Below are 21272 nucleotides of genomic sequence, written 5' to 3' on the forward strand. Positions count from 1 at the left end.
AATGAACCCCATGCCCCCCTTGAATGCCGCGTCCGGACAACTGTTCCAGGACGCCTTCGACGCGCTGCCGCTCATGGCCATCCTGCGCGGCTTCGACGTCGCACGCACGGTGGAGGTGAGCCGACGGGCGTGGGACGTCGGTATCCGGCTCGTCGAAGTGCCCGTACAGAACGAGACCGCGGTGGCCGCGCTGCGCGCCGCGGTCGAGGCCGGTGCGGAGCGCGGAGCCGTGGTGGGCGCCGGCACGGTGACCACCGTCGAGCGGGTCGAGCGGGCGGTGGAGGCCGGCGCGGGCTTCACCGTGGCCCCCGGCTTCTCCCGCGAGGTCGCCGAGGCGTCTCTCGCGGCGGGCCTGCCGCACCTGCCGGGCGTCGCGACCGCCTCGGACATCCAGCGGGCCGAGGCCCTCGGGCTCACCTGGCTCAAGGCGTTCCCCGCCGCTGAACTCGGTCCGGGCTGGATCGCCGCGATGCACGGCCCGTTCCCCCAGGCGCGCTTCGTCGCGACCGGCGGCATGAACCTCGCCAACACCATGGAATTCCTCGGCGCGGGGGCCGCGGCGGTGTCACTCGGGTCGGCACTGGCCGACCCCGACCAGTTCGCACAACTGCCCGGACTCATCGAGTCGATCACAGGCACAGGAAAGAAGGCAGATCAATGAAGATCGTGGCACTGGAGACCTTCTCCGTCGCACCCCGCTGGCTGTTCCTGGCCGTACGCACCGACGAGGGCATCACCGGATGGGGCGAGCCGGTCGTCGAGGGACGTACGGCGACGGTCGCCGCGGCCGTCGAGGAACTCTCCGACTACCTCATCGGCCAGGACCCGTTCCGTATCGAGGACCACTGGCAGGTGATGACGAAGGGCGGCTTCTACCGGGGCGGGCCCATCCTCTCCAGCGCGGTGGCCGGCATCGACCAGGCTCTGTGGGACATCAAGGGCAAGGCCCTCGGCGTGCCCGTGTACGAACTGCTCGGCGGCGCGGTACGGGACCGGGTGCGCACCTACTCGTGGATCGCCGGCGACGAACCGGACGGGGTCGCCGACCACGCGCTGGAACGGATGCAGCAGGGCTTCGACGCGGTCAAGATGAACGGGACCGGCAAGGCCCGCGCACTGGAGTCCAAGGCCGAACTCGACCTGCTGGTAGGGCGCGTGGCCGCCGTACGCGAGGCGATCGGTGACGCGGCCGACATCGCCGTCGACTTCCACGGGCGCCTCTCGCCCGCGGTCGCCCGCGAGGCGTTGCGCCTGCTGGAGCCACTGCACCCGCTGTTCGTCGAAGAGCCGATCGTGCCCGAGCTGACCGCCGACTTCGGGCGGATCTGCTCCTCCACGACCGTGCCGATCGCCACCGGGGAACGGCTCTACTCGCGCTGGGACTTCCGCGACCTGCTCGGTTCGGGGATCGCGGTCGCACAGCCGGACCTGTCCCACGCCGGCGGTATCTCCGAGGTGCGCAGGATCGCCGCGATGGCGGAGGCGTACGGTGTGGCGCTCGCCCCGCACTGCCCGCTCGGCCCCATCGCGTTCGCCGCCAGCCTCCAGATCGACTTCGCCAGCCCCAACGCGCTGATCCAGGAGACCAGCCTGGGCATCCACTACAACACCGGAGGCGGCTCCGATCTCCTCGACTACCTGGTCGACAAGAGCGTCTTTGACTTCTCCGACAGCCACATCAGCCGGCCGACCGCGCCGGGACTCGGCATCGAGGTCGACGAGACCGCCGTACGCAAGGCCGCCGAGGTGGGCCAGCGTTGGCGCAATCCCGTGTGGCGCAACACCGACGGATCACTGACCGAGTGGTAGGCCGAGCGGCAGGGGAGGAGCGCAGGGGAGGAGTGCAGGGGAAGAGACATGAAAGCCCGGGCCGGGCCTCACGGGCAGTCGTCCGACCCGGGCATCCTTCGGTGTTCGGCCCGCACGCCGCGGATCACACCGGGCTCGGTGTGACGGCACGCTTCCCTGCGGGAACTTCCGTGTCGGTGCCGGGGGAGTGTCAGACCTGGGCTGTGGGGCGGATGATGATTTCGTTGACGTCGACCTCGACGGGCTGTTCGATCGCGAACCGGATGCTTCGGGCGACCGCCTCGGGCGGGATGGCCATCGCTTCCTTCGACTCGTTCAGGCTCGCGCGCAGGTCAGGGTCGGCTACGGATTCGATGAAGTCGGTGGCCACGAAGCCCGGCGAGACCATGGAGACCCGGATCGACGGGCCGGCCTCCTGGCGCAGGCCTTCGGTGAGGGCGTGGGCGGCGGACTTGGAGGCGGAGTAGACCGCCTGGGCGGGGACCGTCTTGTGGGCGGAGGTCGACAGGGTGTGCACGAACTGGCCGTGCCCCTGGCTCCGGAAGACGGGGAGGGCCGCGGCGATGCCGTGGAGGAGCCCCTTCACGTTGACGTCGATCATCGCGTCCCAGTCGTCCACCCGCAGTTTGTCGAGCAGTGACAGCGGCCCGGTCCCGGCGTTGCCGACCAGGACGTCCAGGTGGCCGAACCTGTCCTGGGCGAGCGCCACCAGGCCGGCCAGATCCTCGCGACGGCGGACGTCGACCGCCCGGAACGCGATGTCGCAGCCCTTGGCCCGGAGTTCGTCGGCCAGGTCGGCGAGTCGTTGCTCACGGCGCGCCCCGAGTACGAGCTTCGCCCCGCCCTGGGCCAGCAGCCGCGCGGTGGCGGCGCCGATCCCGCTGCTCGCTCCGGTGATCGCCACGACCTTGCCCTCGATGCCTGACATGCGGTACCGCCGTTCTAGAATCGGATAAGCGGACATGTGGCCGGTGTGATTTCACGATAGCGGACATGTGTCCGGATAGGCAATGGGGCTCGCCACGGCCCGGATCGGAGCACCAGGTGGATCAGCCCCGTCGACGCGCGACGCGTTCGGACGCCGAGGACAACCGCGCGCGCATCATCGAGATCGCGCGCACCACCTTCACCGGCAGCCCCGACGCGACGCTGCAGTCCATCGCGAAGACGGCCGGGGTCGGCCAGGGGACCATGTACCGGCACTTCGCGAACCGCGAAGCCCTGCTTCTGGCCGTCTACCGGCACGATGTCGAGGCGCTCATCGACGCGGCTCCCCGCCTTCTCGAAGAACACGAGCCGCTGGAGGCGCTCCGCCGCTGGTTCGACCAGCTCGCCGCCTACGGCCGCATCAAACACGGGGCGTCCCTGGCCATCGAGGCCGCCACCCGCGCGGACCTCGGCAGCCAGTACTACCCGCCCGTCATCGCCGCGCTGGACCAACTGCTCACCGCCTGCAAGGCGGCGGAGCGGCTACGGGCCGATGCCGACGCCGACGAGGTCCTTCTGCTCGTGTCGTTCCTGTGGAGGACCGACAGCGGACCGGACTGGCAGGAACGCACCGGGCACATGCTCGCCATCGTCATCGACGGGCTGCGCGCCGGAGCGTGTGGCTGAGACCCCCACCGCCGGGGGCGATGTGGCCGAGGATCGCGTGCATGTGCCCCTGCCCTCCCAAAGGGGAGCAGGGGCACGGGCGGGGCGGCCGGATTCGAACCGGCGTCCTCCTTCACGCTGAAAAGGCGCACTACCTCTGTGCTACGACCTCGCCGTGGAGTGATCGTAGCCGCGGCGCGGGCCGCGGCCCATCGAGTAACGGGCGGTTGCGAGCGGGGAGTTCCTCCGGCGGTCCCCTCCGGCGTTCTCCTTCGGCGTTCTCCTCCGGTGTGCTCCTTCGGTGTTCTCCGCCGGGCCTGTCGGACCCGTCCGATCGCGGGTGGGAACGTGAGTACGGGTACTCAGGTGGCCGCGACCCCGTGGCGCGATGGTTGAAGCCGACACATTCACGCTCTCCAGGAGTTCCGACATGGCTGCTTCACCGCGCTCCCTCTCCGCGACGTTCCGTCATTACCTCCTGAACCCGCTGGCGTTGGGGTATCTGGCCGTGGTGGCCGCCGTACTGGTGTGGGTGGCCGTCGACGGTCTGTTCGTCGAGCACCAGGACGCCAGTTTCGCCGGGGTGTGGACGTTCTTCGTCACTGCCCCGACCTCGCTGCTGTTCGTGACGATTCCCGGCCCGCTGGCCTGGATCGGCGTTGTCTTCGGGGCGGTCGTCCAGGCCGTCGCCCTCGGTGCCGCGTACCAGTGGTTCGCCAACCGCTCGCAGCACGGCGCCGGCACCAGCAACGCCTGAACGACGTCCGACGTAACGACCCAGGGGTGGGGGAGAGTTGCCCAGAATCAACAGACGAGCGGGCGCGGCCGTGGTGGCCGCGCTGCTCACGGCAGGGCTCATGGCCGGGTTCACGTCCGGGACCGCTTCGGGGGAGACGCACAGCGGTCAGGCGTACGGGGAGACGGCGCGGCAGGCGCGCGGGGAGCCGCGGGTGGTCACCCTGATCACCGGTGATCAGGTGCATGCGGACGCCGAGGGCCGGGTCACACGTGTGCGGTACGGCAAGGGGCGCGAAGGCGTCCGGATGTCCGTCAAGCGGGTCGGGGACGACACCTATGTTCTGCCGGCCGACGCCTCGCTGCTGGTCGGTCAGGGCAGGCTCGACCGGCGGCTGTTCAATGTGACGGGGCTCATCAGGGCGAAGTACGACGACGCGCACCGCTCCACGCTGCCGCTGATCGTCTCGTACACGAAGGAGAAGGCCGCCGCGAAGAGGGCCATCTCCGCGGCGGATGTCTCGGTACGCGGCAGCCTGCCCGCCGTCGGCGGTGAGGCCTTGACCGCGCCCAAGCGCGACTCGGCCGAGGTGTGGCAGGCGGTCACGGCGTCCACCGCGCGCCGCGGCGTCGACCGTACGGTGGCGCCGGGCATCGCGCGGGTGTGGCTGGACGGCAAGCGCAAGGCCGCGCTGGACCGGAGCGTCCCGCAGATGGGTGCGCCCACCGCGTGGCGGGCCGGGTACGACGGCAAGGGTGTGAAGATCGCCGTTCTGGACACCGGAGTCGACCAGACGCATCCCGATCTCCAGGGTGTCGAGGTCGCGCAGAAGGACTTCTCCGGCTCGGGCAACACCGTCGATCATGTCGGGCACGGGACGCATGTCGCGTCGACCGCCGCGGGTTCCGGTGCCAAGTCCGGTGGGAAGTACAAGGGGGTCGCGCCCGGCGCCAGGATCCTCGATGCCAAGGTGCTCGACGACGACGGGTCCGGTCAGGACTCCGGCGTCATCGCGGGCATGCAGTGGGCCGCCGACCAGGGGGCCAAGGTGGCCAACCTCAGCCTCGGCGGCGGGGACACGGCGGAGGTCGACCCGCTGGAGGCGGCGGTCGACAGGCTCTCCGCCGAGAAGGACATGCTCTTCGTCGTCGCCGCGGGCAACGAGGGCCCCATGGACGAGACCATCGGCTCTCCGGGCAGCGCGACCTCCGCGCTCACCGTCGGCGCGGTCGACCGTAAGGACGCGATCGCGGACTTCTCCAGTGTGGGTCCGACGGCGGACGGTTCGCTCAAGCCCGACCTCACCGCGCCCGGCGTGGACATCGTCGCGGCGAAGGCCGCCCGGGGTGTCATCGGCGACCCCGCCGCCGACGGCTACGTGGCGATGTCCGGTACGTCGATGGCGACTCCGCATGTGGCGGGCGCCGCGGCGATCCTCGCCCAGCAGCACCCGGAGTGGAGCGGCCGGCGGATCAAGCAGACGCTGACCGCCTCCGCCACGCCCGGCACCGGCCTGACGCCGTTCCAGCAGGGCACCGGCCGCGCCGATCTGGCCAGGGCGATCACCCAGAGCGTGGTCAGCGAGCAGACCTCGGTGAACTTCGGCACCCGGCGGTGGCCGCATACGGATGACAAGCCGGTGAGCCGGCGGATCGTCTACCGCAACAGCGGTACGGCGGACGTCGTCCTCGATCTGTCGCTGGAGACCGTCGGTCCCCGGGGCAAGCCCGCCCCGGCCGGTTTCTTCACGACGGGCGCGGACCGCGTCACCGTCCCCGCCGGCGGCACCGCGAGCGTCGCGCTGACCTCGGACACCCGGGTCGGCAGCCTCGACGGCACGTACTCCGGCGCGCTCGTCGCCAAGGCGACCAAGGGCGGGACCAAGGGCGGCCAGAGCGTCCGCACGGCCTTCACCGTTCTGCGCGAGGAGGAGTCGTACGACCTCACCCTGAAGTTCATCGACACCAAGGGCAGGCCCTCGCAGTCCGGTTCCACGGTCTACGGCCACGACCTCGACTTCTGGGACGAGCCGTACGACACCGACGGCGACGGCGTCGTACGGACGCGGGTGCCGAAGGGTACGTATCTGATCGAGGCCCCGGTGCAGACCCCCAAGGGGGCGAAGGCCGACCCGGACATCGCGCTGATGGTGCGGCCGAAGATCTCCCTGACCAGGAACTCCACGGTGACCTTCGACGCCCGCAAGGCGAAGACGGTGCGCATCACCGTGCCGGAGTCCGCGAAGAGCGCCCAGGTGTACGCGCGCTACAACCTCGAATCGCCGGACCACTTCTACTCCAACGCCATGGTCCTCGGATCCTTCGCCGGATTCCGCACCGGACAGGTCGGCCCGGCGCTGCCGGCGAAGCGGTTCAGTTCGCAGGTGGGCGGCACCTGGCAGAAGGGCAGTACCAGCTACAACCTGCTCTACGCCCGCGCCGGTTCGCTCCACACCGGCCTCACCCACAAGGTCGTCAGGAGTGAACTGGCCCAGGTGAACCTGAGGATCGGCGCCTCCGCCAAGAACCGCGAGGGCGCGATCAGTCCGACCTGGGAGATGGAATCGGGGATCGGGTACGAGACGGTCACCGAGCCGTTCCCCCTGCCCGCCACGGCGAAGACGTACCTCTCGGCGCCCAAGGGGGTCGCGTGGTGGTTCAACGTGGGGCAGAGCACCGAGAGTGGCGGCCCCGACCTCGACGTCGTCTTCGCGGAGGACGCGCCCACGGTCTTCCAGCCGAAGAAGACGTACGAACGGACCTTCAACGTCGGTGTGTTCAGCCCGAAGGTCGACGCGTACAACAAGGCCGTGCGGCTGGGGAACGGGATCAGCGTCTGCGTACCGGAGTTCACGGACGGCGCCGGTCACATCGGCGACTCGGTGACGACGAGGCAGCGGTCGGTGATCTCCGCCGACGGCAAGAAGCTCCTCGACGTCAAGGGCCCGCTGTGCGAGGAGGCCGACGGTCTGCCGGCCACGTCCGCCGTCTACCGGATCAGTACGGAGGCGACCCGCTCGACCAGGGTCGCGGGTGTCACCACGCGTCTCCTCGCGGCCTGGACGTTCACCTCGAAGAAGCCCTTGGGGGACGACACCACGACCCTTCCGCTCTCCACGGTCCGCTTCGCCCCGAAACTCAGCCCGGCGAGCACCGCCCCCGCGGGCGGGAAGTTCACGGTCCCGCTCTCCGTCCAGGGACCGGCGGCCAAGAAGCTCAGGTCCCTCTCCGTCCGGGTCTCCTACGACGGTGGCAAGAAGTGGTCCAAGGCTCCGGTCACCACCCGGAACGGTAAGCGGAGCCTGTCCCTGAACCATCCGAAGAAGGCCACGTCGGTCTCCTTCAAGGCGAAGCTCACGGACAAGAACGGCAACACCTACGACGTCACCGTCGAGAAGGCGTACCTGCTCACGTTTACGCACGGGTGACGCACGCGGTGCACGTACACGGTTCACGCACGCGGTTCACTACGCGCTTCACGTACACGGTTCACGTACAGGTGATGCGAGGGTGACGCATGCGGAGGATAACCGCCCGGAAACCGCGCGGCTGTTCCCCGGAAAGCGTGCGAGAAACACAGGAAAAAATGTGTGTAGCGGGAATCCGGCGGGGCACGCGGTGTTTCGGAGGTTGATAACTATGGTTCCCCTGCTTCTCGTCCTGCTTCTGGCCGTGGTCCTTTTCGGTGCGGGCTTCGCACTCAAGGCCCTGTGGATCGTCGCGGTCATCGTGCTGGTGCTCTGGGCGCTCGGTTTCGTCATGCGTTCCGCCGGGACCGGCGGCCGGCGCGGCCGGTGGTATCGCTGGTAGGCCCCGGAATTGCCGGGGGCCCCGGTAGGGCGGGGTATCGATCGATGCCCAGGTGGGGCCCGGACGCCGAGCGTCCGGGCCCCATACCCATGAACCCCGCACCCATGAACCCCCATACCCATGAACAGGGAAAATCGGAACGTGGTGCTCCCGGTTGTTTCTGAGCGTGTTGTGTGAAGCGTGGGAACCGGGGCACGAGAGTCGGAGAGAAACAGTTCGCCGGAAATTGCGGATGCTGTTTTCTGAAGGAAAATCTTCGATCGAGGAGCCGTATTTCATGAGTGACATCTGGGGCTACCAGCCGACGACCGGCCACACCGCGGGAAATACCCTGACCGGGTACAAGGTGGAGGCGACCGACGGAAGTATCGGCAAGGTCGACAAGCACTCCGACGAGGTCGGCTCTTCCTATCTGGTCGTGGACACCGGGGTCTGGATCTTCGGCAAACACGTACTGCTGCCCGCCGGCACCGTCAGCCGTGTCGATCCCGCCGAGGGGAAGATCTACGTCGATGCCACCAAGGCGGAGATCAAGGACGCGCCCGAGTTCGACAAGGAGAAGCACATCGGAGACGCGGGCTACCACGGACAGGTGGGCGAGCACTATGGCCGCCACCGTCGGGTCTGAGCGGCACGCGCGCATACGGGTGGGGTCGGCCAGGGAATTCCGGCTGACCCCACCCGTATGTGTGCGTGGCGTCCGTCCGTGAACCGATGGAGATCGTCCCGCTGATGCTTCGTCATATCATCTTGAAAATAAGGGAATTGGAACCATGGCGCCGTCGGCCGTATCTGGGTACACACCAGTAGGAGTTACTGGATCCTCGGCGAAGAGGGGCCCATCCGATGGCGCTCTACACCTACGGCGGTACGCCCTCCGACGTCCTGACCACCACGGGCGGCGAGGCCCTGCCCGACTGCCCGGTCACCCTGCGCGTCGCCGGGGGCGGGGGTGCGGTGACCGGCGGTGTCTTCGAGGCGGACGGGACGACGCCGATCCCCGTGCTGCTCAGCAACGGCCCGGGGTCCTCGGCGCCCGGGGCGCTGCGGACGTTCCTGGTGGCGGGCGTCCCGGCCATCGAGTACGAGTACCCCGACGCCGCCGGCCGCGTCGTACGGCGGTACCGCGCCGCCCGGGAGACCGCGGAGTCCACGACGCCGGAGACCGTGTCCGCGCGGACCCCGCCCCCGGGATCCGGGGCAGGGCGGGAGGCCGTCCTGCCGCTGACCGAGCCGGTCGACCTGTCCGGGCAGCGGATCTTCAACCCGATGCTGTTCGGCGCCCTCGGGGACGGGGTCGCCGATGACACCGACGCCGTCCAGGCCGCCTTCGACGCCGCCTACGCGGCCGGCGGCGGCATCGTCTTCTTCCCGCCCGGCGGCACGTACAACGTGTTCACGTTCGTCGTCTGCCGGGCCAACACCACGGTCGTCGCCCACGGCGCGACCATCCGCTCGATCCACGCCACGACCGGCTGCTTCCGTAACTTCTACGGGGACGACTCCTTCCCCGCGTACGCGGGACACTCCCACATCCGGGTGTACGGCGGCACCTGGGACGGCAACGCCCGTCGCGCCGCCGACGGCAGCGGTGTCGTCACCGGGACGACGAACATCATGACGTTCATCCACTGCTCGGACATCCTCGTCAAGGACGCCGTCTTCCGCGACTGTTCCGGCGCCCACGGCATCGAGGTCAACGCCGTCGACGGGTGCCGGATCGTGGACTGCCGCTTCGAGGGGTTCACCGACAACACTCCGGACCAGTCCAGGCTGACGTCCGAGGCCGTCCAGATCGACATCGCCAGGACCGGGTCCAGCGCCATCGGCGAGTTCGACGGCACCGCCTGCCGGGACATCCAGATCACGGGATGCTGGTTCGGCCCCTCCGCGCGCCTCGGCGACTGGGGCCGCGCGGTCGGTACGCACGCCAGTGTGGCGGGCTCGTACTTCGACCGGATCACCGTGCGGGACTGCGAGATCACCGGCGCCTACGACACCGGGATCCTCGCCCTGTACTGGCGGGACTCCGTCATCTCCGGCAACCGTATCTCCGGTACGGGCGCGGCCGGCATCCGCGCGGCCACCGCCTCCTCGGCCCCGCAGGGCTGCCGCTGCCTCACCGTCACCGACAACATCATCGACGGCTCGGGATCCGACGCGGGGATCCGGGTCGCGGGGCTGCCCAACGCCCTCTGGAGCGACGTCGTCATCCGCGGCAACACCGTGCGCGCGGGCACCGGTTACGGGGTACGGACCGACTACGCGTCCGGCACGGTCATCGAGGGCAACCGCGCCACCGGCACCGGCGCGGGCGGCATCCTCGCGCAGCGCAGCGACCGTGTCACGGTCACCGGCAACTCGGTGACGGCGGCCGGGTCGAACGGGATCAACATCGCGGGCTGCTCGGGCGCCCTCGTGGCGAACAACCTGGTCGACGGCACCGCCGCCAACCACGGGATCATGGTCGGCGTGGCGGGCGCGCCCGGCGGGAACGTCACGGTGTCCGGCAACACGATCCGCGCCGCCGCGTCGGCCGGTATCCGGCTGACCTCCCCCGGCTGCCTCGTCACCGCCAACCAGATCAGGAAGGACGGCGGTACCACCGTCACCGGTGTCTCGGCCGCCGCGACCGCCACCGGCTGTGTCATCGCGGGCAACGACCTGACGGGCAACGGCTGGACGGCCGGGACCGCCCTGACCGTGGTCGGCGTCGCGACGCTCGACTGGAGCGGATCCACCGTCAGTCCCGGGCACAACCTCCTCTGAGCGGTGGGGTGATGGGCCGGACCGTCCCGACCCGGGCGGCCAAATGACCGTCGATCATGTGGAGTTGACGTGATCGAAAGGTGCGCCCATGGTGCGCGTTCGTCTAGGTTGGTGATCCCTGGCCCGCTGCCGTGTCCGCCCGAGGAGGCGCCTTCCGTGTCCGACCGTGATTCCCGCTTCGAGTCCGCCGCCGCCGTCCGGGCGCGGATCGACACCGGCAAGCCGCACTCCGCGCGCTTCTGGAACTACTTCGTGGGCGGCAAGGACAACTACGACGTCGACCGCGCGGTGGGCGACCACATCAAGGAGATCTTCCCCGGCCTGGTCGACGTGGCCCGGACGAGCCGCCACTTCCTCGGCCGCGCCGTCCGGTACCTCGCGGTGGAGCAGGGCGTACGCCAGTTCCTGGACATCGGGACGGGCCTGCCGACCGCCGACAACACCCACGAGGTCGCCCAGCGCGTCGCCCCGGACTCGCGGATCGTGTACGTCGACAACGACCCGCTGGTGCTGGCCCACGCCCGCGCCCTGCTGACCAGCACGCCCGAGGGCAGGACCGACTACCTCGACGCCAACCTCTACGAGCCCGAGGAGATCCTCAAGGCCGCCGGGGGCACGCTGGACCTCTCGAAGCCGGTCGCGCTGATGATCCTCAACACGCTCGGCCATGTCGCCGCGTACGAGGAGGCCCGCTCGCTCGTCACCCGGCTGATGGCCGGGCTGCCGTCCGGCAGCTACCTGGTGATCAGCGACTCCACCTCCACCAGCGAGGGGATGATCGCGGCGTCGGACGCGTACAACAAGAGCGGGGCCATCCCCTACTACGTGCGCGGCGTCGACGAGATCGGCGGCTTCTTCGACGGTCTCGACCTGGTGGGGCCCGGCGTCGAGCAGGTCACGCGGTGGCGCCCGGAGGCGGACACCGTGGCCGTGGAGGTCGACGCTTACGGCGCAGTGGGCCGCAAGCCGTAGCACCCCCTGACGGCGTGGCGCTGCCGGTGCCGGTGCCGTGACGACGGCACGGGTACGGGTACGGGTGCGGGACGACGGCACGACGGCACGGCGTACGGGACGACGGTCATCGCGGGGCCTCCCAGGTCACCGTCGTCCCCCCGGCACCGCCGTCCTCACGCGTCCCGTCGTCCGTCACCACCAGCCGTACCCCGTCCGCGCCGTCCTCCAGCCGGGCCGTCGCGTCGACCTCCACCTCGATCGCCGTCACCCCGTCGCGCCGGTGCGCGGCGGCGAGCGCGCCGCGCAGCGCGGCCAGCAGTTCCCTGGTGACCCGCGGGGCCACCAGGGTGTCCACCGCGCCGCTGAAGCGCACGGACGGCCGGAAGCCCAGCAGGACCGCGGCGCCGGCCGTCTCGCGCAGGACCGTGGCGCGTACGCCCGTCGGTCCGTCGGCGGGCGGCTGCTGGAGGGCGAAGATCGTCGTCCGTACCTCCTGGATGGTCGAGTCCAGCTCGTCCACCGCGCGCCCCAGCAGCCCGTCCAGGGACGGTTCCGACACCCGCCGCCGGGTCGACTCCAGCATCATCTCCGTGGCGAACAGCCGCTGGACGACCAGGTCGTGCAGATCGCGGGCGATCCGGTCGCGGTCCTCGTACACCGCCAGCCGCTCCCGGTCGTGCTGGGAGTCCGCCAGTACGAGCGCGAGCGCCGCCTGTGAGGCGAACTGCGTGGCCAGCAGCCGGTCCACCGCGCGGTACGGCCTCCCGCCGCGGCGGCGCGGCAGGGCCAGCGTCCCGATCAGCTTGCCGCCGCTCTGGAGCGGCAGCATCATGCTCGGCCCGAACCGCGACCGTACAGGGGTGGTCATCCGGGGGTCGGACGACGAGTCCTCGATGAACACCGGTTCCCCGCCGAGCAGTTGGACGAGGATGGGGGAGCCGGGGGCGATGGTGGTGCCGACGATGTCGCCCGGGTCGTCGGACGTGGACGCGGCGACGATCTCCATCCCGCCCTCGCCGGTCGGCTGGAGGACCACGCCCGCGAAGGCGTCGGCGAGCACCCGGGCCGACTCGGCCACCGTCGTCAGCGCGTCCGTCGCGTTCACGCCGGTCAGCAGCGCGTTGGTCACCGCGGCGGCCCCCGAGATCCACCGCTCGCGCTGGCGGGCCGTGCCGTACAGGCGGGCGTTGCCGATCGCGATGGCCGCCTGCGAGGCCAGCACCCGCAGCAGGTTCTGGTCCTGCTCGGTGAAGGAACCCGCCCGCTTCTCCGTCAGACGGAGATGGCCGAGGACCTCCTCGTCGAGCTGGACCGGCACCCCGAGGAAGGAGCGCACCGGGGGACGGCCCGGCGGGACCCCCGCAGAGTCCGCTTCGCCCGTCCCCGTGGTGAACAGCTCGGCCGGCCCGCCGCGTTCGGGATCGACCACACCGAGCGCGCCGTACCGCGCGCCCACGAGTGCGGCGGCGGTGTCCACGATGTGCTGGAGCGTGGTGCGGAGTCCGAGGTCGTCGCCGATGCCGAGGACGTCCTCCAGGCGTACGGTCGGCCGGGCGTCCACTCAGTGGGCGCCGGCCAGCGGGTTCAGGACCATCGGCTGGATCTTGCCCTCCAGCATCGCCCCGAGGCCGAGCACGGCGCAGACGTCCGGGCGTTCCGCGATGGCCACCGGCATCCCCGTCGCCTTGCGCAGCATCCCGTCGAGCCCCGGCAGCAGCGCGCTGCCGCCGACCATCATGATCCCGCTGTCCGCGAGATCGGCCACCAGGTCCGGCGGGCAGTCCCGCAGCACCTTGCCGATGCCGTCGAGGACCGCGGTCAGCGGCGTGTAGATCGCCTCGCGTACGGCGGCGGTGTCGACCAGCACGGAGCGGGCGACGCCGGTGGCCACGTCCCGGCCGTGGATCTCGGTCCTGGCGGGGCCGTCCGGGCTCAGGCCGTTGCCGCTGAGGGCCAGTTGCAGCGGGCGTACGGACTGGCTCGGCAGCATCAGCTGGTGCTGGTGGCGCAGGTGCTGGATCACCGCGTGGTCGATCGCGTTGCCGCCGACCGGGATCCGCTGCGCGGTGACGATCGCGCCGAGCGAGAGCACCGCGACCTGGGTGGTCGCCGCCCCGCACACCATGATCATGGTGGCGGTCGGCTGCTCCACGGGCAGGCCGCAGCCGACGGCCGCGGCGATCAGCGTGTCGACCAGTTCGACGCGGCGGGCGCCGAGGCCGATCAGGGTCTCGATGGTGGCGCGCTGGGCGAGCGGATCGGCGTCGTGCGGGGTGGACGCGGCGGCGCGCAGCCGGGGCTTGCGGCGGAGCTGCCTGCGGAGCTTGTCGCCGATGAGGTGGCGCAGCATCCGCTGGGCCATCTCGATGTCGACGACCGTGCCGCCGGTGACGGGGCGGGCGACCCGGATGTAGTCGGGGGTGCGGCCCGTCATCCGCTCGGCGAGTGTTCCGACGGCGATGAGCGCGCCCGTACGGGTGTTCACCGCGGCGGCGCTCGGCTCGTCGACGACGAGCCCGGCACCCTTCACGAACACCCTGGTTCTCGCGGCCCCCAGGTCGACGGCGATGTGGCAACGGCGCAACTGCTCAAGACTGACGGTCACGGCAGGGTCTCCCGAGAACGCTGATGTGGTGCACCGGCGGCGCCGGCCCTTGTACGCATCGTGCGGCCCCTCGGCGCGCCGCGCGCGCCGGGCTGCTCCGGTCGGGCGTCGGCACCGTGCCCCGCCGCCCCCTGCCGACCCCCGCCGCCACTCCGGCCGGCGCCGCGACCGGCTCCCGTCACCGCGTCCGCTGTCACCGCGTCCGCTGTCACTCCGTCCAGCGCTGCAACAGGCCCCAGGTGAACTCCGCGACCGCGGTCCCGCCGCCGGGCAGCGTGAACCGCAGCCCCGTCCTGGTCGGCGCCGTTCCCGGCAGCGGCCGGGCCGGCGGGAACGCCCGCGCGACCTCGTCCACCGTGCACGACCAGGGCCGCAGATCCTCCGCCGTACGCGGCTCGGGGCCGGCCTCGCCCGGGGCGCGGACCAGCCACTCGTTCCACACCGCCCCGCCGGGCGCGGTCATCACCTCGAAGCGAAGGGTGGGCCAGAGGACCACCGGCCAGCGCAGCGCGTCGCACTCCAGATCGCCGATCCTGTGTCGGGTGACGCTCTCCGGCTCGCCGAGCACGGAGCGGTAGCGGGCCACCGCCGAGCGGGAGCGCGGCGAGCGCACCATGGCCTGCCAGCGGCGGTTGGCCTCGCGCATACCGGCCAGGGACACCCCCAGCTCGTGGCGGGCCTCGTCGACCAGCTCCGGCTGGTGGTCGGCCATCCGGCGCAGCAGGACGAGCTGGAATTCGATCGGCCCGAACGGCCCGTTGGACGTCATGGCGCCATCCTGCCCGGTGTCCGCGCGTACGGTCCCGGTGCCCGCGCGTACGGTCCGCCGGTCCAGGCCCGCCACCGGCCCCGCCGTTCCGCACAGGACCCTCACAGAGTCGACATCAGCACCCTCCCGGAGCCGCATAACCTTCGGACGCCATGGACTACTGCCACCCGTGCCGACGGCACCTCAACGGAGCACTGACCTGCGCCGGATGCGGTACGCCCGCCGAGAGCACGGGCGGTTACGGAGAGTCCGGCCCCGTGATCGACGGTGACATGGGGCTGATCGGCCACACTCCCGACCCTGGACCCGGCGCCCGAGCCGACCGCCGTCCCGGATCCCGTACGGAGAGCCGCGCCGCCGGCCGCCGCAAGCCGTCGCGCCGCAATACGCCGAGCCGTGAGCCGTCGAGCCGCAAGCCTTCGCGCCGGGCCCCGCGCAAAGCGCCTCCGCAGGGCCGCCGGGCCCGGGACCGGCGCGGGCGCAGGGTGCTGATCGGCGCGCTGGGTGTGGTGCTCGCGGCGGGTGTGCTCAGTCTGGCGCAGCTCGCGTTCGAGGGGCCGGGCCGGGACGACGCGTCCTCGGTCAAGGAGGACTCGTCCGTCCTGCCCGACGGCGGTTCCCGCGACACCGGCCGCCCGGCCGTGCCCGACGACCCGGGTCCGCCGGCGTCCCCGGGCTCCGGTTCGGCCTCCGGCGACGGTGCGGGCCCGAGCGTGGACGGTTCGGCGGTCCCGGCCGGCAGCGGCGACCCGGACGCGGACCGGTCCCCCGGGGAGTCGGCGCCCGCCTCGCCCGATGCGCCGGACGCGCCGGACGGCGACGGTACGGACCCGGCCGATCCCGGTTCCGGCGGTCCCGAGCCCGGCGGATCCGGTACGACGGGCCCCGGTGACCCGGCGGGCGGCCCCTCGGGGGAACCCACCGGGGAGCCCGACCCGGCCACGCCGACCTCGGCGGCGCCGCCACCGCCCGCGCCGGAGCCCGAGCCGTCCGAGACCTGCACCCGGTTCCTCTGGTGGTGCACCTGAGGCGGGCCTCAGACCACGTCCTGGCCCAGCATCCGCTTCAGCAGATCACGGAGCACCGTCCGCTCCTCCTCGGACAGCCCGGCGAGCGGCGCGCGGGCGAAGCCGAGCGAGTCCCGCAGCAGGGCCGCCGTCGAGAGCCCCTTCTCCGTCGGCGCGGCGAGCTTCACGCGCCGGTCGGCCGGGTCCGGGCGGCGCTCCACCAGACCGCGTGCTTCGAGCCGGTCCACGATGCCCGTGACGTTGGACGGCTCGCATTTCAGGTTCTGCGCGATCCGGCGCATGGGCATAGGTTCCAGGGACAGCAGCCCGAGGACGCGCGCCTGCGCACCCGTGAGGGAGTGCTCGGCCGCGGCCAGGTCGTATTCCTCGTAGTAGCGCGCCACGACAGTGCCGATGAGTTCGAGGACTTCGACGGTCAGCGGGTCTCTGCGCGTGGTGGTGGCCATGGCTACCAGGGTACCCACATATTTGACAACATGAAATATTCAGGAGCATGGTTGTTTCAGGTGGTGAAGCTTTCCCCATGGCATCCGGCTCATCCGGGTCCGGCTCACCGCCGCAGAGCTGTCCGAGGAGGACCCCGCCATGACCGCACTTCCCGCGTCCGGCCGCGCCTGGCATCTCGTCGCCCGCCCCAACGGCTGGCCGGAGTCCGGTGATGTCGCCCTGCGCGACGTTCCGGTGACCGAGCCGGGCGAGGGCCGGATCCTCGTCCGCAACCTGTACTTCTCGGTCGACCCCTACATGCGGGGCCGGATGAACGACGTGAAGTCGTACGTACCGCCGTTCCAGCTCGACCGTCCGATGGACGGCGGCGCGGTCGGCGAGGTCATCGCCTCGCGCGCCGAGGGGTTCGCGGTCGGCGACCATGTGCTGCACGGTCTGGGCTGGCGGGAGTACTCCGAGGTCCCGGCGGAGCAGGCCACCAAGGTCGACGCCTCGGTCGCCCCGCTCTCCGCGTATCTGAGCGTGCTCGGCATGACCGGTCTGACCGCGTACGCGGGCCTCTTCGAGACCGCCTCCTTCAAGGAGGGCGACACGGTCTTCGTCTCCGGCGCGGCCGGCGCCGTCGGCAGCCAGGTCGGCCAGTTCGCCCGGCTCAAGGGCGCCTCACGCGTCATCGGTTCCGCGGGCTCCGACGAGAAGGTCAAGCTCCTCGTGGAGGAGTACGGCTTCGACGCGGCCTTCAACTACAAGAGCGGCCCGGTCAAGGACCTGCTCAAGGAGGCGGCGCCGGACGGGATCGACGTCTACTTCGACAACGTCGGCGGCGAACACCTCGAAGCCGCCATCGGCGCGCTCAACCTGCACGGCCGTGTCACCGTCTGCGGCATGATCGCGCAGTACAACAGCACCGAGCCGACGCCCGGGCCGAGCAACCTCGCCCTCGTGATCGGCAAGCGGCTGCGGATCCAGGGCATGCTCGTCTCCGACCACTTCGGGCTCCAGTCGCAGTTCGTCAAGGACGTCGGGGGCTGGCTCGCCGCCGGTGAGCTGAAGTACAACGAGACCGTCGTGGACGGCATCGAGAACGGCTTCGACGCGTTCCTCGGCCTCCTGCGCGGCGACAACACCGGCAAGATGGTCGTGTCGCTCGGCGGCTGACCGGCCGCAGGCCGAAGATCGACGGCCGAGGGTCGCATGCGGCACGCCGCACGCCGTGGGCCCGTGGGCCGCACCCCCGCCGGGGTGTGGCCCACGGGTCTTTTCTTGCGCGAGGGATTGACTCGTCCGCTCTTCGACCATAGTTTCCGGTTCGAAGTTACGGTCGCCGTTCGGTATTTCGGACAATGCGGGGCGGTGCCGTGGGAGGACGACAGAATCGAGCCGTCATGCCACCATCGCTCCCGAGCCGCCGCGGCGTGCTCGGCGGACTAGGAGCGCTCGCCGTCGCCGGCAGCTTCGGTCTGGCCGCCGCAGGGACCGGCGCCTCCGCACTCACCTCGACCGCGGACGTCCGCCTCCGCTACTGGAACCTCTTCAGCGGCGGCGACGGCGCCAACATGATCGCCATGCTGGACGCCTTCCGCCGGGCCGAACCGGTCATCGACGTCAAGGACTCGACCCTCCAGTGGGGCAACCCCTACTACACCAAGCTCGCCATGGCGGCGGCCGGCAACCGCGCACCCGACCTCGGCGTGATGCACCTCGGCCGGGTCACCGGCTTCTCGCCGGGCCGCCTCCTGGACCCCTGGGACGTGGACCTGCTCGCCAAGTACGGCGTCAAGGAAGCGGACTTCAACCCCGCGCTGTGGAAGCGCGCCGTCGTCGACGGCACGCTCTACGCCCTTCCGCTCGACATCCACGTACAGCTCTGTTACTACCGCAAGGACATCCTGAGGAAGGCGGGCCTGCTCGGGGACGACGGCCGGATGGTGCCGGTGACATCGACCGACGAGTGGTTCGACGTGCTGAAGGAGGCCAAGAGGGCCACCAAGAAGGGGCTGCAGACCATCGGCTTCTGGCACAGCGACCAGAACTTCCAGTGGTGGTTCTTCGTAGCCTTCTACACCCAGCTCGGCGGCACCTGGTTCGACGCCGACAACGCCGAGGTCACCTTCGACGTCGACAAGGCCACCCAGGTCCTGGAGTTCCTGCGCCGGCACATCACCGACGGGTACGCCAACCCGGGGTACGGCGGCACAGCGGGAGCCGAACAGTTCCTCAACGGCTCCCCGTTCGCCTGGGAGGGCAACTGGTCCGTGCCCGTCTTCGACGGTGCGAAGGTCGAGTACGGCGCGACACCGCTGCCGCCCGTCTTCGGCAAGCGGGCCACCCACGCCGAGTCGCACTCCTTCGTCCTGCCGCACCGCTCCGACCGCGGCGGGCCCGCCAACGAGGGCGCGCACCAGCTCGCCGCGTACGTGGTCAAGCACGCCCTGCAGTGGGCGGCCGGCGGCCACATCCCCGCCTACACACCGACGTTGTCCACGCCCGCGTACCAGAAGCTCGAACCGCAGCACGAGTACGCGAGCGCCATGGACCACCAGGCCACCGAGCCGAAGGTGTGGTTCGCCGGCTCCACCGGCATCCTCGCCCAGGAGGTCGGCGCGCTCGTCGTCTCCTCGACGACGGGCTCCGCCAAGCCGGCCGTGGCCGCCGGGCGGATGAGGGGACAGCTCGCCAGGCTGCTCGCCATGAAGAACCCGATGGACGGCAGGACCGCCGCGCAGGGAGGTGCGGTCGCATGACGACGACCAGCGCCGCGAGCGTCATCGCCCCGGCGCGCGCGAGGACCGCCGCCGACAGCGCCACGGTCCGCCGCAAGCAGGGCTTCCAGCACGGGGGCTGGTTCGTCGCCCCGTTCCTGTCGCTCTTCGTCCTGTTCGTGATCTGGCCGCTGCTGCGCGGCGTCTACCTCAGCTTCACGGACGCCAACATCTCCGGCGACAGCACGAACTTCATCGGTCTCGACAACTACCGCGAGGCCCTGCACGACTCGATGATGTGGGAATCGCTCGGCCGCAGCGCCTACTTCACCCTGCTCGTCGTGCCGTGCATCACCGTCCTCGCCTTCCTGCTCGCCATGCTCGCCCACCACATCGAGCGCGCGAAGTGGCTGTGGCGGCTGTGCTTCTTCATGCCGTTCCTGCTGCCGTCGACCGTCGCCGGCAACCTGTGGCAGTGGCTGTTCAACCCCGGCACAGGCATGATCAACTACGTCTTCGGGATCGACACACCCTGGCTGACCGACCAGGCGTACGCCATGCTCGCCGTCGTCATCCAGACCCTGTGGTGGACGGTCGGCTTCAGCTTCCTGCTCTACCTCGCCGCGCTCCAGGGCATCCCCGGCCACCTGTACGAGGCCGCGAAACTGGACGGCGCCAACGCCTGGCACCGCATGGTCCACATCACTCTGCCGCTGCTGCGCACCATCACGGGTCTGGTCATCGCGCTCCAGATCCTCGCCTCGCTGCAACTCTTCGACCAGGCGGTGGTGATGCAGGACTTCGGCCCAGGGCCCGAGAACAGCACCAGGTCGTTCGTGCAGTACACCCTCGAACAGGGCTTCACCAGCTATCGCGTGGGTTACGCCTCCACGATGTCCATCATCTTCTTCGTGATCATCGCGGCCGTCGCCCTGGGACGGATGTGGCTGCTGCGCAAGAGTGAGGAGGGCGCGCGATGACGATCGCCACGGTCCGTGAGAAGCGGCCGACGGAGAGGGAGAGGCCGACGGGCAGGAGGAAGCCGGCGGAGAGGAAGAAGTGGACGCCCGGCCAGATCGTGCTGACCGCGCTCGGCGCCGCGTTCTCCGCGGTCTGGACGGCGCCGCTGCTGTGGGCGCTGTTCACCTCCCTCAAGTCGGAGGCGGAGGCCGTCGCGCTCCCCGTGCGATGGCTGCCGCAGGAGTGGACGACCCAGGCGTGGACGGCCGTCTTCGAGTCGGGCAACCTGCCCAACTGGTTCGTCAACTCGTTCGTCGTCTCGGTCTGCGTCACCTTCGTCGTGGTGCTGGTCTCCGCCCTCGCCGGGTACGGCTTCGCCCGTACCGAGTTCCGCGGGAAGAACGCGCTGCTCGGCCTCGTCATGACCGGTCTGATGGTGTCGCCCGCGGTGCTGGGCGTCCCGCTGTTCACCACCGTCCAGTCGATGGGCATGGTGGACACGTACTGGGGGATGATCCTTCCGCAGTGCGCGCCCGCCGCGATGGTCTACATCCTCTACAAGTTCTTCCAGTCCATCCCGAAGGAACTGGAGGAGGCGGCCTTCATCGACGGCGCCGGGCGGTGGCGGGTCTTCTTCACCGTCGTGCTGCCGCTGTCGCGGCCCTCGCTCTCCGCCGTCGGCATCTTCACCTTCATCGCCTCGTGGAACAACTTCCTGTGGCCCTACATGGTGACCAACAACCCCGACCTGATGACCATGCCGAACGGCATCGCCACCGTCATGAACTCCTACGGCATCCAGTGGGCGCAACTGATGGCCGGCGGGTTGATGGCGGGCCTGCCCCTCGTGATCGTCTTCGTCTTCTTCCAGCGGCAGATCGTCAGCGGCGTGGCCCACACCGGACTGGCGGGCCAGTGAACCCGGGAACCGGCCGACGCCTCGGTCGAAGCGCTTCCGCGCCCCTCCGTGCCCTCGCGTTACTCCGCTGAACGGCGGCCCCGGTCTCCCCGCCCCCGCCGTTCTCCTGCTCTCATCGTTCCCGGGCCCACGTGCACGTCCGCGTCCGCGTTCCCGTTTCCGTTCTCACCGT

The 21272-nt window shown here is 70.5% G+C and carries 19 protein-coding genes and 1 tRNA gene; 14 read left to right on the forward strand and 6 right to left on the reverse strand.

Annotated features, from left to right (window positions below; genetic code table 11):
- The first annotated feature begins 10 nt into the window (after positions 1-10).
- Positions 11-661: a bifunctional 4-hydroxy-2-oxoglutarate aldolase/2-dehydro-3-deoxy-phosphogluconate aldolase gene (locus ACIBJC_RS20255; RefSeq protein WP_399294149.1), complete on the forward strand. Its 651-nt coding sequence runs from the start codon at positions 11-13 to the stop codon at positions 659-661.
- Positions 658-1809 (forward strand): galactonate dehydratase, encoded by a 1152-nt coding sequence (gene dgoD, locus ACIBJC_RS20260; RefSeq protein ID WP_399294152.1) that lies wholly within the window; start codon positions 658-660, stop codon positions 1807-1809. Before ACIBJC_RS20255 ends, dgoD begins: the two co-directional genes overlap by 4 nt.
- A 190-nt stretch (positions 1810-1999) precedes the next feature.
- On the opposite strand, the gene ACIBJC_RS20265 is transcribed toward dgoD, so the two are convergent.
- Positions 2000-2737: an SDR family oxidoreductase gene (locus ACIBJC_RS20265; protein WP_399294155.1), complete on the reverse strand. Its 738-nt coding sequence runs from the start codon at positions 2735-2737 to the stop codon at positions 2000-2002.
- Positions 2738-2853: 116 nt separating this feature from the next.
- Here ACIBJC_RS20265 and ACIBJC_RS20270 point away from each other — a divergent pair, with 116 nt between their 5' ends.
- Positions 2854-3423: a TetR/AcrR family transcriptional regulator gene (locus tag ACIBJC_RS20270; RefSeq protein WP_399294158.1), complete on the forward strand. Its 570-nt coding sequence runs from the start codon at positions 2854-2856 to the stop codon at positions 3421-3423.
- A gap of 78 nt (positions 3424-3501) precedes the next feature.
- Here the strand turns inward: ACIBJC_RS20270 and ACIBJC_RS20275 are convergent.
- A tRNA-Leu gene (locus ACIBJC_RS20275) sits at positions 3502-3576 on the reverse strand.
- A 256-nt stretch (positions 3577-3832) separates the two neighbouring features.
- Here ACIBJC_RS20275 and ACIBJC_RS20280 point away from each other — a divergent pair.
- The 6 genes from ACIBJC_RS20280 to ACIBJC_RS20305 all read left to right on the forward strand — a co-directional run bounded on the left by ACIBJC_RS20280 (position 3833) and on the right by ACIBJC_RS20305 (position 11688).
- The gene (locus ACIBJC_RS20280) at positions 3833-4159 is read left to right on the forward strand and encodes an SCO4225 family membrane protein (protein ID WP_399294161.1); all 327 of its coding nucleotides are present in this window, start codon (positions 3833-3835) and stop codon (positions 4157-4159) included.
- Between the two features lie 37 nt (positions 4160-4196).
- Positions 4197-7565 carry a S8 family peptidase gene (locus ACIBJC_RS20285; protein ID WP_399294164.1) on the forward strand — a complete coding sequence of 1123 codons (3369 nt, stop codon included), beginning with the start codon at positions 4197-4199 and terminating at the stop codon, positions 7563-7565.
- Between the two features lie 211 nt (positions 7566-7776).
- Positions 7777-7947, forward strand: a complete 171-nt coding sequence (locus ACIBJC_RS20290; protein WP_399294167.1) for a DUF5670 family protein — start codon at positions 7777-7779, stop codon at positions 7945-7947.
- Positions 7948-8224: 277 nt separating this feature from the next.
- On the forward strand, positions 8225-8575 hold the full coding sequence (locus ACIBJC_RS20295) for a PRC-barrel domain-containing protein (protein WP_399294171.1): 351 nt from the start codon (positions 8225-8227) through the stop codon (positions 8573-8575).
- A gap of 218 nt (positions 8576-8793) precedes the next feature.
- Positions 8794-10716, forward strand: coding sequence for a right-handed parallel beta-helix repeat-containing protein (locus tag ACIBJC_RS20300; RefSeq protein WP_399294173.1), 1923 nt, complete (start codon positions 8794-8796; stop codon positions 10714-10716).
- A gap of 156 nt (positions 10717-10872) precedes the next feature.
- On the forward strand, positions 10873-11688 hold the full coding sequence (locus ACIBJC_RS20305; protein WP_399294176.1) for an SAM-dependent methyltransferase: 816 nt from the start codon (positions 10873-10875) through the stop codon (positions 11686-11688).
- A 106-nt stretch (positions 11689-11794) separates the two neighbouring features.
- Here ACIBJC_RS20305 and ACIBJC_RS20310 read toward each other — a convergent pair whose 3' ends face one another.
- The 3 genes from ACIBJC_RS20310 to ACIBJC_RS20320 form a co-directional block, all read right to left on the reverse strand.
- Positions 11795-13231 carry a GAF domain-containing protein gene (locus tag ACIBJC_RS20310; protein ID WP_399294179.1) on the reverse strand — a complete coding sequence of 479 codons (1437 nt, stop codon included), beginning with the start codon at positions 13229-13231 and terminating at the stop codon, positions 11795-11797.
- Positions 13232-14275, reverse strand: a complete 1044-nt coding sequence (locus ACIBJC_RS20315) for a rod shape-determining protein (protein WP_399294182.1) — start codon at positions 14273-14275, stop codon at positions 13232-13234. It lies immediately after the preceding gene.
- Between the two features lie 208 nt (positions 14276-14483).
- Positions 14484-15044, reverse strand: a complete 561-nt coding sequence (locus ACIBJC_RS20320; protein ID WP_399294185.1) for a hypothetical protein — start codon at positions 15042-15044, stop codon at positions 14484-14486.
- A gap of 257 nt (positions 15045-15301) precedes the next feature.
- Here ACIBJC_RS20320 and ACIBJC_RS20325 point away from each other — a divergent pair, with 257 nt between their 5' ends.
- Positions 15302-16072, forward strand: coding sequence for a hypothetical protein (locus ACIBJC_RS20325; RefSeq protein ID WP_399294188.1), 771 nt, complete (start codon positions 15302-15304; stop codon positions 16070-16072).
- Positions 16073-16080: 8 nt separating this feature from the next.
- On the opposite strand, the gene ACIBJC_RS20330 is transcribed toward ACIBJC_RS20325, so the two are convergent.
- Positions 16081-16518 (reverse strand): MarR family winged helix-turn-helix transcriptional regulator, encoded by a 438-nt coding sequence (locus ACIBJC_RS20330; RefSeq protein WP_399294191.1) that lies wholly within the window; start codon positions 16516-16518, stop codon positions 16081-16083.
- A 139-nt stretch (positions 16519-16657) separates the two neighbouring features.
- Between ACIBJC_RS20330 and ACIBJC_RS20335 the strand changes: the two genes are divergently transcribed.
- The 4 genes from ACIBJC_RS20335 to ACIBJC_RS20350 all read left to right on the forward strand — a co-directional run bounded on the left by ACIBJC_RS20335 (position 16658) and on the right by ACIBJC_RS20350 (position 21100).
- On the forward strand, positions 16658-17677 hold the full coding sequence (locus tag ACIBJC_RS20335) for an NADP-dependent oxidoreductase (RefSeq protein ID WP_399294194.1): 1020 nt from the start codon (positions 16658-16660) through the stop codon (positions 17675-17677).
- 227 nt (positions 17678-17904) lie between these two features.
- Complete coding sequence (locus ACIBJC_RS20340; RefSeq protein ID WP_399294197.1) at positions 17905-19263, forward strand: extracellular solute-binding protein; 1359 nt, start codon at positions 17905-17907, stop codon at positions 19261-19263.
- On the forward strand, positions 19260-20201 hold the full coding sequence (locus ACIBJC_RS20345) for a carbohydrate ABC transporter permease (protein ID WP_399294200.1): 942 nt from the start codon (positions 19260-19262) through the stop codon (positions 20199-20201). Before ACIBJC_RS20340 ends, ACIBJC_RS20345 begins: the two co-directional genes overlap by 4 nt.
- Entirely contained in the window at positions 20198-21100 is a 903-nt protein-coding gene (locus tag ACIBJC_RS20350) for a carbohydrate ABC transporter permease (protein ID WP_399294204.1), read from the forward strand. The genes ACIBJC_RS20345 and ACIBJC_RS20350 overlap by 4 nt, the downstream gene beginning before the upstream one ends.
- Positions 21101-21272 lie beyond the last annotated feature (172 nt).

This window comes from Streptomyces sp. NPDC050509, assembly GCF_044457965.1.
Lineage (GTDB): Bacteria > Actinomycetota > Actinomycetes > Streptomycetales > Streptomycetaceae > Streptomyces.

What these genes read in the sequence shown, in the direction of transcription:
- ACIBJC_RS20255 (WP_399294149.1), top strand. Translation starts at nt 11, where the DNA reads ATGCCCCCCTTGAATGCCGCGTCCGGACAACTGTTCCAGGACGCCTTC.
- dgoD (WP_399294152.1), top strand. Translation starts at nt 658, where the DNA reads ATGAAGATCGTGGCACTGGAGACCTTCTCCGTCGCACCCCGCTGGCTG.
- ACIBJC_RS20265 (WP_399294155.1), bottom strand. Translation starts at nt 2,737, where the DNA reads ATGTCAGGCATCGAGGGCAAGGTCGTGGCGATCACCGGAGCGAGCAGC.
- ACIBJC_RS20280 (WP_399294161.1), top strand. Translation starts at nt 3,833, where the DNA reads ATGGCTGCTTCACCGCGCTCCCTCTCCGCGACGTTCCGTCATTACCTC.
- ACIBJC_RS20290 (WP_399294167.1), top strand. Translation starts at nt 7,777, where the DNA reads ATGGTTCCCCTGCTTCTCGTCCTGCTTCTGGCCGTGGTCCTTTTCGGT.
- ACIBJC_RS20295 (WP_399294171.1), top strand. Translation starts at nt 8,225, where the DNA reads ATGAGTGACATCTGGGGCTACCAGCCGACGACCGGCCACACCGCGGGA.
- ACIBJC_RS20300 (WP_399294173.1), top strand. Translation starts at nt 8,794, where the DNA reads ATGGCGCTCTACACCTACGGCGGTACGCCCTCCGACGTCCTGACCACC.
- ACIBJC_RS20320 (WP_399294185.1), bottom strand. Translation starts at nt 15,044, where the DNA reads ATGACGTCCAACGGGCCGTTCGGGCCGATCGAATTCCAGCTCGTCCTG.
- ACIBJC_RS20330 (WP_399294191.1), bottom strand. Translation starts at nt 16,518, where the DNA reads ATGGCCACCACCACGCGCAGAGACCCGCTGACCGTCGAAGTCCTCGAA.
- ACIBJC_RS20335 (WP_399294194.1), top strand. Translation starts at nt 16,658, where the DNA reads ATGACCGCACTTCCCGCGTCCGGCCGCGCCTGGCATCTCGTCGCCCGC.
- ACIBJC_RS20340 (WP_399294197.1), top strand. Translation starts at nt 17,905, where the DNA reads ATGCCACCATCGCTCCCGAGCCGCCGCGGCGTGCTCGGCGGACTAGGA.
- ACIBJC_RS20345 (WP_399294200.1), top strand. Translation starts at nt 19,260, where the DNA reads ATGACGACGACCAGCGCCGCGAGCGTCATCGCCCCGGCGCGCGCGAGG.
- ACIBJC_RS20350 (WP_399294204.1), top strand. Translation starts at nt 20,198, where the DNA reads ATGACGATCGCCACGGTCCGTGAGAAGCGGCCGACGGAGAGGGAGAGG.